The organism is Micromonospora sp. NPDC085948 (genome assembly GCF_040686315.1).
Taxonomy (GTDB): domain Bacteria; phylum Actinomycetota; class Actinomycetes; order Mycobacteriales; family Micromonosporaceae; genus Micromonospora.
In genome coordinates this window covers 502,113-514,731 of the sequence record NZ_JBFBJW010000003.1, presented here as the reverse complement: position 1 = coordinate 514,731, position 12,619 = coordinate 502,113, and the positions used below count along the sequence as shown (strand labels likewise).

Genomic DNA, 12,619 nt, shown 5'->3' with positions numbered 1-12,619 from the left:
GCATCATGCGAAGGATCCCTGTCCTGGCGACCGCACTGGCCGCCTGGGTGCTGGCCGGGCCAGCGGTCGCCCCGGCGCAGGCGGCGGCCCCGACGCCGAAGCCGTCCGCGTCGGCCTCGCCGCCCGGCCCGCTGCTCAGCATCACGGTGGACGACGGCCGGACCGAGGTCGCCGCCGGCGACGAGCTGACATACCGGCTCACCGTCCGCAATCTCGGCACCACCAAAGTGGCGGACATCAAGGTCTCGCAGAGCCTGCCGACCGGGTTGACCCTCGTCTCCGCCGACCGCGGAGGCAAGTCTCGGGACGGCGCGGTCACCTGGGACACCGACCTCACTGTGGGTCAGGAGTCCACCTTCACCACTGTGGCCCGGGTCGGTGAGACGCCAAAGGATCTTCTGCGACTCGCCACGGTCGCGTGTGCCACCGCCAAGGACGGCAAGAAGCCACTCGTCTGCGCGACCCACTCCGATCTGCTCCCGGCCGGCGCCGTCGCCCCGGCCGCCGAGCGCTCCGGCATGTCCTGGCTCTGGTCCGCAGGTGCGGTGGTGGCGCTGCTCATCGTCGGCCTGGGCGCGATCGTCCTGCTTCGCCACCGCCGACGCCGGGTTGCGCCCGTGCCCGCCCACTCGGCGTCCCGACCGACCGAGAGCACCGACCGAATGGCCGGCGCGGTCAGTCTGGATTGAGCGAGCCTCGAGCCGCGTCGGCCGCCGAGAGGCGGTTGCCGAGCCGGCGCTTGTCGTACGGCGCCGATCAGCCGACCGAGTGGGTCACCGTTCCGGTGTAGACGCCTACCACCGTGGACGGTGACAGCTCAAAGATCAAGGTCGGGTTCCAGCTGGCCCTGTTCAGTCCGTCACCGGTGGTCCTGCTGAACGCCCTGGGTTCCGTGGCGAGTGGCACCGCCTCGGCCGCGGTGGGCTGACCCGGTACGAGGACGCCGGTGCCGACGTCCTGCGTAGCTGGTCCGGACCAGTAGTCGATCGTGCTGGCCGGGATCGTCTCTTCCGGCGTCCCGCCACCGGTGGTGAAGTCAGTCGCTGTCACGGTCGCCACCCAGGTCGCCGCGAGCTGTGCGCGATCGTCGACGACGGTGACCGTGCCGAGCTGACCGGAGATGCCCTCGTCGGGCGACCCCTGCCCGAGATCTGTGCTCGCCGGCACGATGATGGAGAGTTCGCCGCCGGCGACGACGACGGTGGCCGTGACGTCGCCGGTGCTGTCGGCCCGGGCGGGCGTGGGACAAGCCACCAGGCATGCCGCTCCGATTGCCACGGTCAGTTCAAAGGGCCTGCGCATTGTTGTTCCCGTCATCACGTGCTGATCCGCTGCGTCTCCTTGTACCGAGCCTATCGGCCGTGATCCCTGCGCACTGCCAAAGTGGACATAGTGCAGACCCGCGAATGGTATTACCGCTGGAGCCGGCGCCTCTGCCGAGGACCTAGGCGACTCGGACGGCCGTCGCCGTGCCGGCGGGGCGAATCGATGTTTGCCGGTGACGTTACGGTGACGAGTCCCCGAGCCGGGCTACCAGCAGCCGACCGTGGCGTCCGACGCGGCGGGGAGACCGGGGGCCGAGGTGTTGCCGGGATCTGCCATGCTCGGCTCGATGACGACCGGCCGCCCGCCCAGAGCCCCTTCCCACCGCCGTCCTCGCAGTCGCGCCCTTCGCATCCTCCTCGCGCTCGTCGCGGTGGCGGCCGTCCTGGGCATCGCGGTGGTCGCGGTGCCGATGCTGCGACCGGCCGGCCCGCGCCCGCTCTTCCAGATGCCGGTCTCCTGTGGCGAGACGTGGCAGCTCAGCACCTACCCCGGTCACGACGACTACGACGTGGACTTCTTTCCGATCGAGGGCGAGGCGTGGGGGCGGCCGGTGCTCGCCTCCGCCGCCGGCACGGTCACGGTGGCGGGCATCAACGGGTCGTTGGGCGACCGCACCCCGGAGAACCCGGACGGCCCACGGGGGCGCGGTGGCGGCTACTGGGTGAAGATCGACCACGGCGGCAAGTGGGAGACGCAGTACCTGCACATGCTCGAACCGCCCCTGGTCGCTGTCGGCCAGAAGGTCGCCCAGGGTGACCAGCTCGGGCGGCTCGGCAGCACCGGCAACTCCGGCGCGCCGCACCTGCACTACGAGCAGCGGCGCGGCTGGGACAAGGTCGAGACGTACTTCGACGGCACGGCGTCGGGCATCACCACCGACGAACGTGAACAGATCCTCCGGCGGGTGAGCAACAACTGCCCGGCCGTCTCCTGAGGACCGCGGTTTGCCCGGCCCGGCTCGGGGCACTGACTGGGGGGACAGTTCAGACGCGGAGAGGAGCCGGCCATGGTCAAGGGTGACGTCGACACGTACCACGAGGACGGGCAGTGGAAGAACAAGGCGGAGGGCAACGAGCGGGCCAGCAGCACGCATGACGTGAAGGCTGACGCGCAGGCCCAGGGCCGGGAGATGGCTGCCGACCGTGGCGTCGAACACGTGGTGAAGAAGCAGGACGGCACGATCGGGGAGAAGAACACCTACCCCCGCAGCCGCGACCCCCGCGACATCGAGGGCTGACCGCCCCTTCGCGGACTGACCTCCTCGGCTGCGCCGACGAGGTCAGTCCGCGTCAGCCCAACCGGCGAACAGGCGTGCTTCGTGCCCGTTGTCGACGGGCGAGATACCAGCCGACCAGCGCGACCAGCACCAGCAGTGCCACGATGCCGACCGCGTAGGCGAGCCAGACCGCTCTCGGGGACTTCGCGACCGCCATCGGTGCCGCGACGGGCAGGGTGATCCGTCCCTCCGCCTTCCGTTCCACCAGCCCGCTGGCGAGGAGCACCTGTGCGTCCCAGACGCCCGCTGGCAGGGACTGGTTGACCTCGATGCGGACCATGCCGTTCTGGCCCGGCAGGATCGTCACGCCGTTGGTGACCTTGAACGGCCCGGCCTGGACCGCTCCCTTGCTCAACGTCAGGCGTCCGGTCATGTCCAGCGCCCGCTCGCCGGTGTTGATGACGAGCGCGGTGACCACGGGCAACCCGCCTGTCCCGCGCTCTGCGCCCAGCTCGTCGATGCGAAAGTCCGTCGGCGGCTCACCGCCCGGACCGATGTCGAGGTAGACACGGACACCGACCCGGTGCACCTGCACGACGTTGCCGTTCGGCTTCGTCGCGCTGGTCACCTGCGCCCAGATGGCGGCGTACCGCTCGCCCTTGGACGCGCTCTTCGGGACGGCGATGTCGACCGCGACCGGCTGCCGCTCGCCTGGGGCGAGGTCGACAGTGGGCGTCTTCAGCTTGATCCAGCCGCTGAGCTCGTTGCCCGTGCGGTCATCGGGAATGGTGAAGGCGTTCTCCTCGACCGACGCGCCCCCGGCGTAGAGCTCGATCTTCTGTGACACCGGGGAATCGTTGCGCACCTCGACCCGCCGGCTGATCGTCGCGCCCGGCTTGAGGTGGTCGATGATGTAGACCCGGGCGCGCGGGTCCTCGGCCCGTTTGGCGGGGATGTCCAGCAGTTGGAGGTTGATCGCGGCCGGATCGTCCCCCGGCTCGTATCGCTGCTCCCGCGCGGCAACGGCTGGTGCCGCCGACGCCCCGACCGCTACGAGAGCGACCGAGGCCAGCAGCACCAGCCGGCCGAGCGGCTCAGACCACCGAATGTGTCACCGTCCCGGTGTAGACACCCTCGACGGTTCCGTCCGGAATGTTCACCTGCAGCGTGGGGTTCCAGCTCGCGAAGTTGTTGCCGGTACCACCCGTCTTGCTGAACGCCGTCCGGGGGACATTGATGATTACCGCCTGGGCCGCGGTCGGCTGCCCCGGCGTGAAGGTGCCGGTGCCGGCCGTTCCGGTCGCGTTACCCGACCAGTACAGGACGTTGATGGACGGGATCGTCTCTCCGGAGCTGCCGCCGCCGGTGACGAAGTCCGTGGAGACGACGGTGGCGGTCCAGTTCGGCGTGAGCGAACCGCGCTGGTCCAGGACGGTGACCGGACCCAGCTGGCCGGAGACGGTCGTGCCCTCCACGCCGTTTCCGATGTTCGCCGTCGCGGGCACCGTGATCGAGAGGCCGCCGGCGGCGTTGACGGTGAGGGTCACGATCGTGTCGCCGGTCGTGTCCGCGGCGGCTGGCCCCGCGAGGGCGGCGGCTGCGGCGATACCGGCCAGGCCGGCGGCGAGAACTTTCCTGCGCATCAAGTCTCCTTCATCCTGAAATCCCCCATGGGATGCACCGAGAAGACTATGTGCGCAAGGAGCCTAATACCGGATAAATAGGATGCATTCGCCCATCGAGGGACCATGGGCCCGAGCGAGATGAAGGTCAGGCCGGCACCACGTACGGGAAGCTGGCGGCGCGGGCGGCCTTGGTGACCTCCGGGGTGAGGCCGGACGTGGTGCCCGTGTTGAGCACCAGGGAGAACATCACCTCCGGTGCGTTGTCGGCCATGCCGCGCCCGTTGCGGACCGCGAAGCCATAGTTGGCCGCCGTGCCGACCCGGTACGAGAGTAGGTCGGGGTAGAGCTGCCGGGCGACGCTCCACCCGTACGCCTGCGGGTCGGGGGCGGTGCCGTTCGCCTTGACGACGCCGGCGACGGCGCTCGCGATCTCCTCGCCGTTCTCGGAGAGGTCCTTGCTGGGGTGCCGGACGTTGGCGGGGTCGGAGAAGTCGGTGTCGTGCGGCCAGAACAGGGGCCACATCATCGGGTGGCCGGCGCGGTTGATCTGTCGCCACCCGCCGGCGTCGGTGGCCAGCATCGTGCGGCACCAGACGCCGATGTCGGTGCGGTCGCGCAACAGCGGCTCGTCGTGGGAGACCTCGAGGACGATCGACTCGACTGTCGTACCGGCGAAGCTGTTCTTGGCCTGGTCCATCCGCCAGGCCGACCGGTCCACCCGGGCGCCGTTCTTGATCGCGCCGTTGATGGTGGCGAGTTCGTCGAGGTCGACGTAGAACGGGTCGGTGATCCGCCCGGCCCAGATCCGGACGTTGCCGCCGGTCGACACCTCGCCGGTGTGTCCCTCGGCGATGGGAGTGCCCATCGCGGCGTCGTCGCGGGCATCCGCGCCGGCGAGCTCGTACAACTGGAAGGTCTGCCTGCCGTTGCCGTCGGGCTCGCCGAAGGCGAACCGGTAGGTCAGCCCCTCCATCTCCGCGCCGTTGAAGTGGATCTTGATCTCGTACCGCGCCTCGGCGTGGAAGCCGCGCTTGATGTCCGCCTTCGTCACCGAGCTGTTGACATCCATGACGAACACCGTGGCGCGGTCGCCGTTGAAGACGTACAGATCGTCGATGTAGAGCTGGCCGCCCTGCGCGGCGAGGGGGGTGTCGAGATGGTGCGACATGAGCTGACTCCCGAAATGCCGGATTCTGGACGTATCCGAACATAGCGGGGCGTCACGCGGTCCTTTGTCCTATCGAGGTAAACCCGAGCACCGGACGGTGGTGGGCCATCCGGAGGTGCTGTCGGACGGCCCACCCGCTCGTGTCGGTGTCCTCAGACGCGGGACCACTTCTGGTTGGCGGCCCCGATGCAGTCCCACAGGTGCAGCTTGCCGCCGTTGTTGGGATTGGCCTCCCGCACGTCCACACACCTGTTGGCGTTGACGTTGACCAGGTCGCCGGCGCCGTTGAGGGTGAAGCGCTGCGCGGTGTTGCCGTTGCAACTGACCAGGTTGACCTCGGTGCCGTTCGCCGTGCCGGCCCAGGCGGGGTCCATGCACTTGCCCATCGCGCGGACCGTCCCGTCGGAGGCGAAGGTCCAGGACTGGGCCGCGGTGGTGTTGCAGTCCCAGATCTGGAGCTTGGCGCCCTCGACCGGGTTGGCGCTGGGGATGTCGATGCACCGCCCGCTCTGCGCGCCCCGGATCCGGCTGGTGCCGGGAGTCGGCTCGCCGCCGCCGGAGGTGTAGCTGGACACCCGGACGTAGTCGACGAGCATCTGCTGCGGGAACTGCGTGGAGCCGTCCGGGTAGCCGGGCCAGTTGCCGCCCACCGCCACGTTGAGAATCATGAAGAAGGGGTGATCGAACACCCAGCGGTTGCCGCCGAGCCGCGCGGGGTCGACCCGGTGGTACTGGACCCCGTCCAGGTACCAGGTGATCACGTTCGGCTCCCAGTCCACCCGGTAGGTGTGGAAGCCGTCGGCGAGCGGCGCCCCGATATTGCGGCTGCCGGTGATGCCGCCGCCGCCGGAGTAGCCGGGCCCGTGCACGGTGCCGTACACGGTGTTGGGCTCCCGGCCGATGTTCTCCATGATGTCGATCTCGCCGGCGTCGGGCCATCCACCGCCTGTGCCGAGCATCCAGAACGCCGGCCAGATGCCCTGGCCGCGTGGAATCTTGATCCGGGCCTCGAACCGGCCGTACGTCTGGGTGAAGGTGGCCGCCGACAGCAGCCGCGCCGACGTGTACTCGCAGCGCCCGTAGTGGCACTGGTAGTTGGCGGGATTGTCCCGGCGGGCCGTGATGACCAGGTTGCCCTGGCCGTCGTGGACGGCGTTGCTGGTGCTGCTGGTGTAGTACTGCCGCTCGTTGTTGCCCCAACCACTGCCGCCGATGTCGAAGCGCCACTTGTTCTGGTCGACGGGCGTGCCGGCCGGGGAGTTGAACTCGTCCTGCCAGCTGATCGAGCCGATGGCGGCCTCGGCTCGGTCGGGATGGGCCGGGACGAGCGCCGCGGCGGTCGCGACGAGGGCGACCGCCAGGAGTACGAGGGGACGAGACCGGGTGCGGGCTGTGAACACGGGAGGCTCCTCGGCGGGGAGTGGTGGAGGCTGCGCGGCGAAGGGCGGAGAGCGCTCTCCGTAGAGAAGCATGTCGATATCAAGTCTTTCTGTCAAGAGTGTTTCCAATACGCCCGCAACGCCCTTCGCGCCGTCGCCGTCGTCGTCGGGCGGGGGTTACTCGATAGCGGTCGAATCGACCCTTCCTATTGCCGTGGGGTGTCCACCCGGGACAGGATGGCGAGGCGTGCGGGAAACCTTCTCGTAACCCGCGCGCTGCTGGTCTCTGTCACAAGGAAGTGGGAGTCAGTCATGAGCGACGCGTCGACGGCGCTGGGTGTGCGCCTCTACCCGGATCTGGTCGAGCGAGGTGGTCTGGCCCCCGCGCTCATCGACACCGCTGCCCGCCACGGGCTCGAACTCGGCCAGGTCACCGCCCCCGAGCAGGGGCGGGGCCGTTTCACCTGCGCGGAGTTGCACTCCGGGAAGGGCGAGGTCTGCGTGAAGCTGGGATCGCAGGCCCGCTACTTCATGATCGATCTGCGGGTGTCCGGCGAGGTGCTGGCGCGCGGCGACGTGATGGACCTGTTGCAGGTCGCCAAGGTGGCCGCGGCCTGGCAGGCCGGGCTGACCATCGCCGAACTCACCGCCCAGTTCCCGTTCATGGAGGAGATCAGGCACCGCCCGGCACCGGTGGTCCAGGTCAGCTAGCCGCGCCGCCTCGTCCGCGTCAACACCGCAACCGCGGTGGCAGCGACGCCTCGACGCCGGCACCACGGTCCAGGTAGGTCGACTGGACGAAGGCGACGAACCGTTCCGCGTCGGTCGCGGTGGACGCCAGCCCGAACGAGACACGGACGGCGCCGCCCGTCGGCAGGCGCAGCGCGGCAAGGTACTGGTCGATCGTGTCGACCTGCGCCAACAGCCGCCGCCGCACCGAGTCCCGGCTGATGCCGAACGCGCCCTCGCCCGCGCCCGGGTTGCAGAAGCAGCCGGTTCGCAGGGCGAAGCCGGCCTCCGCCGACTCCCGCGCGACCAACCGCTCGTCGACCAGGGCACCGTCCGGGTCGCGCAGGTTGAACGTCACCGTGCCGCCACGGCCCGCGCCCGTCGTCGGCCCGTACACCTGCACCAGGGGTTGACCGCTGGCGTGCCGCAGCGTGGTCAGCCGCGCCAGCAGCCACTCGGTGAGCAGACCGACCCGGGCGTGCACGAGGTCCACGCCGATCGTGTCCAGCCACCGCAGTCCGAACTCCACGTCCGGGATGCTCAGGAAGTTGAGCGTGCCGTCCTCGAACGCCGACTCGTCGTCCATCGACCGGTGCCAGTCACCCTGCACGCTGACCGCGCGGATCGTGCCACCGGCGAACCACGGCCGGCGCAGTCGGGCCAGCGCGTCGCGGCGGGCCAGCAGCGCGCCGATCCCGGTCGGGTAGCCGAAGAGCTTGTACCAGCTCAGACACACGAACTCCGGCCGGACGACGCGGAGGTCCAGCCGATTCGTCGGCGCGAAGGCGGCAGCGTCGAGCAGCACGTCGTAGCCGTGCTGGTGGGCCACCTCCACCCAGTCCAGCGGGTGCCGCACGCCGGAGAAGTTGCTCTGCGCCGGGTAGGCGAACAGGCCCCGACCCCGCCGCGCGCCACGGCCGGCGTGCAGCACCGTGGCCAGGTCCGACTCCGCGACCCGCAGCTCCGGCCCACTCAGCGGTACGTAACGTACGGCCGCGCCGGCCGCGCGGGCGTACTCGCGGATGCCGTTCACCGAGTTGTGGTTGTCCCAGGTCAGCACGAGCGGAGCGGTGCGGCCGAAGTCGTACGCCTCACCGACCAGTCGGCAGGCGCCGCTGGCGTTCGGTGTGAAGACCACCGCGTACTCGGACGGGTCCGCGTGGAAGAAATCGAGAACCGCGCGTCGTGCCGACTCCACCAGGGAACCGGCCGCCGCGCTGCCGGGGTTCTCCGAGTGCGGGTTGCCGTACAGGCCGGCCAGCAGCCGGTCGTGATGCTCGCGTACCTGGGCTCGCGCCACGACCCCGGCACCGGCGTAGTCGAGGTACACCTGCCCGGCGGTGTCCAGGTGGCGGTACTCGGTGGCGCGCAGCTCGTCGATCCGGCCGGTGGCGGCGTATCCCGGCAGCGCCGCGGGGGAGGCGTGCGGGATCAGTTCAGGACGCATGACGGGAGTCCCGTCGGGCCAGCACCGCCCAGGCGGCGACGAGGAAGAGCACCGTGAAGCCGCCGAGCACCAGCCAGTTCACCCAGACCGGCCGGGAGAAGCTGTCACCGTACGTGGCCAGCAGCGGCGGGCCGAGCGGGGAGCCGCCGTCGCGCCAGAGCCGTTCCACCCCGGCGGTGTGCCCCAGACCCTCGAACGCCCAGCGGTTCGACATCGCGACACTGAGCCACTGACCGCCGACCGCCATGGCCGGCACCGGCAGGATGGCACCGACGAAGAGCACCTGCGGAAAGCAGAGCATCGGCAGCAGCAGCGTCGCCTGGGCCGCGTCGGAGACCGCCGCCGAGCACAGCAGGCCGAGGGTGAGCGCCGCCGCCGAGGAGAGCAACAGGGTCGCGTACAGGGCCGCGAAGTCGGTGCCGACGACCGGCGGCAGCCGGTCGATCCCGCGCAACACCCCGAGCAGCGCCAGGTCCACCAGGGCCAGCAGCGGCAGCAGCACCGCGACCTTACCCAGCAGGTACGGCAGCAGCCGGACACCCGCCAGTCGCTCCCGGCGCAGGATCGGCAGCTCGGTGCAGATCTGCAGTAGCCCGTAGGTCAGCCCGAAGAAGAAGCCGCCGAACGCGATCCAGAACAGGATCATCACGGTCACGGTCGGGCTCGGTCGGGTGGGCTCGAACGCCCCCGGACGGAACAGCAGCGCGAACATGCCGAGCACCAGCACCGGTGAGCCGAGCAGGATCGCCAGGGTCAGTCGACTGCGGACGACGATCTCCGCGTTGCGCGCGGTGAGGACGGCCCACTGGCGCAGCCGGCCGACCCGCCGGGGCGCTGGCAGGGCGCTGTCACCGTCGCCGATCGCACCGGCCGCCGGGCTGGCGTCACGCCGCGCGGCGAAGCGGTCGGGCCACTCGGCCGGATGTGCCGCCTCGTCGAGCCGCAGGTGCACCTCGACGAGGGACGGCAGGTCGAAGAACTCCCGGGCGGCGGCGGGCGTGCCGGTGAACGCCAGACGGCCCTGACGGGTCAGCACGACAACCCGGTCGCAGCGGTCCACGTCGGTGATCTGGTGGGTGGTGAGCACCACAGTGGTCCCGGAGTCGGCGAGCGTACGCAGCACCCGGAGCAACTCCACGGCGATGGCCGGGTCCAACCCCGAGGTGGGTTCGTCCAGGAAGAACACGCCGGGCCGGGTGAGCAGCTCGACGGCGATGCTGGCGCGTTTGCGCTCGCCACCGCTGAGCAGGCCCACCGGGGTGTCGGCCCGGTCGGTGAGGCGCAACTCGCCGAGCACCTCCGCGACTCGGTGGGTGGCCTCGGCCGGCCCGGTGCCGGGCGCCAGACGCAGCCGGGCGGCGTAGCGCAGGGTGCGGGCCAGGGGTAGCTCGCGGTGGATGATGTCGTCCTGCGGGACGAAACCGACCGCTCCCGCCGGGGCGGTGCCGTCGTAGGTCACGGCGCCCGCCGTCGGTCGCCGTACCCCGGCCAGCAGCTCCAGCAGACTGGTCTTGCCGGCCCCGCTGGCGCCGATGATCGCGACCAGTTCGCCAGGTGCGATGGCCAGCGAGACGTCGGCCAGGATCTGGCGACCGCCCCGGACGCTCTGGCCCAGGGCACTGGCGGCGATGCCGACGCCGGTACGTGACGGAGAGGTGGTCTGCTCGGTCGTCATGTCGGGTGCCCGATCCGGTCGGGGGAGTGGTCCGCACGAACATCGTCCCCTGCCGATGCTACTGAGTGACAACGCAGTTTTGTGCGACCGTTGGCCGGTGATCACCACACGGTTGGTCACGCGGAAGGGGACTGTCTCGTGGATCTGCCCGATGACCTGCTCACGCTGCTGCGCGAGCCGAGCACCTGCTTCGTCACGACGCTGATGCCCGACGGCTCGCCACAGCTCACCCAGACCTGGGTGGACACCGACGGCACGCACATATTGATCAACACGGTGGAATCCCACCAGAAGACGCGAAACGTCCGGCGGGACCCACGGGTGGCGGTGGCGATCTCCGACCCGCAGAAGCCGGGCCGCTACCACGAGGTTCGGGGGCGGGTGGTGGGGACCAGCACCGAGGGCGCCGCCGAGCACATCGACACGTTGGCGCAGCGCTACCTCGGTGGACCGTACCCGTGGTTCGGTGGCCGGGACCAGGTCCGGATCATCCTCACCATCGAGCCCGACCGGGTGCGTTCGATGGGCTGACGGCGGTCACCGTTTCGCGGAGTCACCGGCGAAGAACTGCCGCAGGGCGTCGGCGACCAGGGTGGGTGCCGTCATGGTCACGAAGTGCGACTGGCCCGGCCAGACGACGTGGCGGGCTGCCGGAATCGTCCTGGCGAGAGCGTTCATCGTGGTGGGCATCGGCTCCCAGGTGTCCGCGCCTGCCAACAGGAGAGTCGGCACGGCGATCGCGGACCACCGCGCGATGTCGGTGCTGTCCTGCGCGAGGGCCTCGAGATCGTGCAGCCAGCCGATCGCCGAGCGGCGCGCCTCGACCGGGTCGGGCACCCGATCGGCCGCGCCGGCGGCGATCGCGGCGACGATCTCGGCCGGGACCCGCGTCACGTCGTTCAGAACCGCTGCCATCGCGGCGGCGTCGTCCCGCTCGAAGGCGGCACGGTACCGGTCGAGCAGCGGCACGATCTCCGCCCCGGCCGCGAAGAGCGGTGGTTCGAAGATGGCCAGGGAGCGGACGTGGCGCGGATCGGCCAGGGCGGTGTGCAGCGCCACCGTCGCTCCGTAGGAGGCGCCGACGAGATGGACCGGTCGGCTCGAGGATTGGCGGGCCGCCTCGATGACGGCGTGCAGGTCGGCGGTCTCGTCCCGGAAGGATTTGGTGCCGGCCGGGACGTCGCTGGGGCCGTAGCCGCGCCGCGCCGGCAGCCACACCTCGTGGTCGTGGGCGAGGTGCTCAGCCACCGTGGCCCAGGAGTGCAGCCCGCCACCCGAGCCGTGCACCAGGATGACGGGGTCTCCGACGCCCAGGCGTCGCACCACCAGGCGGGTGCCGTCGGCCGACTCGGTCGACTGGTCACGACTGTTCACTGCTGCTCCCGTCTGTGGGTTGGCCAGGTGCTCAAGGTGGTGTGGACCGCGTCGAGGATCGAGTGCCACGACGCGTCCACGGCGCGCGGATGCCCGAATCCGTCGACGACTTCGAGACTCGCGAAGCCGTGCAGGGTGCTGCGGACGAACCGCATCGCGTCGGTCAGCGCCGGCTCGTCGAGCCCGTAGCCGCGCAGCATCGCGTAGCTCAGCTCGATCAGGCGCAGATGCCCGGCCGAACTCGTGCCGACCTCGGGCGGAAGCGGGAGCTGCGTCGCGGCGTACTGCCCCGGGCGCGCCACGGCGAACGCGCGCCAGGCGTCGGCGAACCCGACGAGAGCCCGGTGGCCCGATCGTCCGGCCACGGCCATCGCGAGCTCGTCGGCGAGCGCGGCGGCCGCCCGGACGGCGACCTGCTCGATCAACGCGTCGCGACTGCGGACGTGCACGTACAGCGCGGCGTCCGAGACGCCGAAGTGCCGGGCCACGGCCGCGACGGTCAACCGGGACAGGCCGACCGCGTCCGCCAGTTCGGCCGCGGCGGCCGACACGCGCGCGCTGGTGAGTCCCTGCCGTGGCATCCCGAACCTTTGTCTCGCTAGGAAGAAACTTAGGAGCCCTAAGATAGCACCGCGCTCCAACGCCCCCGGGCATGAACGGCCCGGTCGGGGGAAGACCGG

General features: G+C 70.5%; 14 protein-coding genes. 5 read left to right on the top strand and 9 right to left on the bottom strand.

From position 1 onward, the window contains the following. The first annotated feature begins 5 nt into the window (after positions 1-5). The gene (locus AB0O48_RS11995; protein ID WP_357246077.1) at positions 6-689 is read left to right on the top strand and encodes a hypothetical protein; all 684 of its coding nucleotides are present in this window, start codon (positions 6-8) and stop codon (positions 687-689) included. Positions 690-756: 67 nt separating this feature from the next. Here the strand turns inward: AB0O48_RS11995 and AB0O48_RS11990 are convergent, their stop codons facing one another. Then, complete coding sequence (locus AB0O48_RS11990; RefSeq protein WP_357246074.1) at positions 757-1,254, bottom strand: hypothetical protein; 498 nt, start codon at positions 1,252-1,254, stop codon at positions 757-759. 358 nt (positions 1,255-1,612) lie between these two features. Here AB0O48_RS11990 and AB0O48_RS11985 point away from each other — a divergent pair, with 358 nt between their 5' ends. Beyond that, positions 1,613-2,260 (top strand): M23 family metallopeptidase, encoded by a 648-nt coding sequence (locus AB0O48_RS11985; protein WP_357246071.1) that lies wholly within the window; start codon positions 1,613-1,615, stop codon positions 2,258-2,260. 72 nt (positions 2,261-2,332) lie between these two features. Beyond that, positions 2,333-2,563: a DUF2188 domain-containing protein gene (locus AB0O48_RS11980; RefSeq protein WP_184183641.1), complete on the top strand. Its 231-nt coding sequence runs from the start codon at positions 2,333-2,335 to the stop codon at positions 2,561-2,563. Between the two features lie 52 nt (positions 2,564-2,615). On the opposite strand, the gene AB0O48_RS11975 is transcribed toward AB0O48_RS11980, so the two are convergent. The 4 genes from AB0O48_RS11975 to AB0O48_RS11960 all read right to left on the bottom strand — a co-directional run bounded on the left by AB0O48_RS11975 (position 2,616) and on the right by AB0O48_RS11960 (position 6,735). Further along, the gene (locus tag AB0O48_RS11975) at positions 2,616-3,620 is read right to left on the bottom strand and encodes a hypothetical protein (RefSeq protein WP_357246068.1); all 1,005 of its coding nucleotides are present in this window, start codon (positions 3,618-3,620) and stop codon (positions 2,616-2,618) included. Between the two features lie 16 nt (positions 3,621-3,636). Then, complete coding sequence (locus AB0O48_RS11970) at positions 3,637-4,185, bottom strand: hypothetical protein (RefSeq protein WP_357246065.1); 549 nt, start codon at positions 4,183-4,185, stop codon at positions 3,637-3,639. A gap of 127 nt (positions 4,186-4,312) precedes the next feature. Beyond that, positions 4,313-5,335 (bottom strand): DUF4331 family protein, encoded by a 1,023-nt coding sequence (locus AB0O48_RS11965; RefSeq protein ID WP_365064985.1) that lies wholly within the window; start codon positions 5,333-5,335, stop codon positions 4,313-4,315. A gap of 152 nt (positions 5,336-5,487) precedes the next feature. Beyond that, positions 5,488-6,735: a family 16 glycosylhydrolase gene (locus tag AB0O48_RS11960; protein ID WP_357570005.1), complete on the bottom strand. Its 1,248-nt coding sequence runs from the start codon at positions 6,733-6,735 to the stop codon at positions 5,488-5,490. A 291-nt stretch (positions 6,736-7,026) separates the two neighbouring features. Between AB0O48_RS11960 and AB0O48_RS11955 the strand changes: the two genes are divergently transcribed. Continuing rightward, the gene (locus AB0O48_RS11955) at positions 7,027-7,425 is read left to right on the top strand and encodes a hypothetical protein (RefSeq protein ID WP_365064982.1); all 399 of its coding nucleotides are present in this window, start codon (positions 7,027-7,029) and stop codon (positions 7,423-7,425) included. 19 nt (positions 7,426-7,444) lie between these two features. On the opposite strand, the gene AB0O48_RS11950 is transcribed toward AB0O48_RS11955, so the two are convergent. Both AB0O48_RS11950 and AB0O48_RS11945 read right to left on the bottom strand, forming a co-directional pair. Further along, complete coding sequence (locus AB0O48_RS11950) at positions 7,445-8,890, bottom strand: aminotransferase class V-fold PLP-dependent enzyme (protein ID WP_357570004.1); 1,446 nt, start codon at positions 8,888-8,890, stop codon at positions 7,445-7,447. Further along, a complete protein-coding gene (locus AB0O48_RS11945; RefSeq protein WP_365064978.1) occupies positions 8,880-10,565 on the bottom strand; it encodes an ATP-binding cassette domain-containing protein in 1,686 nt (561 codons plus the stop codon). The genes AB0O48_RS11950 and AB0O48_RS11945 overlap by 11 nt, the downstream gene beginning before the upstream one ends. Positions 10,566-10,703: 138 nt before the next feature. Between AB0O48_RS11945 and AB0O48_RS11940 the strand changes: the two genes are divergently transcribed. Beyond that, positions 10,704-11,096 (top strand): PPOX class F420-dependent oxidoreductase, encoded by a 393-nt coding sequence (locus AB0O48_RS11940; RefSeq protein WP_365064975.1) that lies wholly within the window; start codon positions 10,704-10,706, stop codon positions 11,094-11,096. 6 nt (positions 11,097-11,102) lie between these two features. On the opposite strand, the gene AB0O48_RS11935 is transcribed toward AB0O48_RS11940, so the two are convergent. Both AB0O48_RS11935 and AB0O48_RS11930 read right to left on the bottom strand, forming a co-directional pair. Then, the gene (locus tag AB0O48_RS11935) at positions 11,103-11,939 is read right to left on the bottom strand and encodes an alpha/beta fold hydrolase (protein WP_357246046.1); all 837 of its coding nucleotides are present in this window, start codon (positions 11,937-11,939) and stop codon (positions 11,103-11,105) included. Then, positions 11,936-12,520, bottom strand: a complete 585-nt coding sequence (locus AB0O48_RS11930) for a WHG domain-containing protein (protein ID WP_357570001.1) — start codon at positions 12,518-12,520, stop codon at positions 11,936-11,938. Before AB0O48_RS11930 ends, AB0O48_RS11935 begins: the two co-directional genes overlap by 4 nt. Between the last annotated feature and the right edge of the window lie 99 nt (positions 12,521-12,619).

Coding starts and splice junctions, on each gene's coding strand:
- AB0O48_RS11995 (WP_357246077.1), top strand. CDS start 6: ATGCGAAGGATCCCTGTCCTGGCGACCGCACTGGCCGCCTGGGTGCTG.
- AB0O48_RS11985 (WP_357246071.1), top strand. CDS start 1,613: ATGACGACCGGCCGCCCGCCCAGAGCCCCTTCCCACCGCCGTCCTCGC.
- AB0O48_RS11980 (WP_184183641.1), top strand. CDS start 2,333: ATGGTCAAGGGTGACGTCGACACGTACCACGAGGACGGGCAGTGGAAG.
- AB0O48_RS11970 (WP_357246065.1), bottom strand. CDS start 4,185: ATGCGCAGGAAAGTTCTCGCCGCCGGCCTGGCCGGTATCGCCGCAGCC.
- AB0O48_RS11965 (WP_365064985.1), bottom strand. CDS start 5,335: ATGTCGCACCATCTCGACACCCCCCTCGCCGCGCAGGGCGGCCAGCTC.
- AB0O48_RS11955 (WP_365064982.1), top strand. CDS start 7,027: ATGAGCGACGCGTCGACGGCGCTGGGTGTGCGCCTCTACCCGGATCTG.
- AB0O48_RS11950 (WP_357570004.1), bottom strand. CDS start 8,890: ATGCGTCCTGAACTGATCCCGCACGCCTCCCCCGCGGCGCTGCCGGGA.
- AB0O48_RS11945 (WP_365064978.1), bottom strand. CDS start 10,565: ATGACGACCGAGCAGACCACCTCTCCGTCACGTACCGGCGTCGGCATC.
- AB0O48_RS11930 (WP_357570001.1), bottom strand. CDS start 12,520: ATGCCACGGCAGGGACTCACCAGCGCGCGCGTGTCGGCCGCCGCGGCC.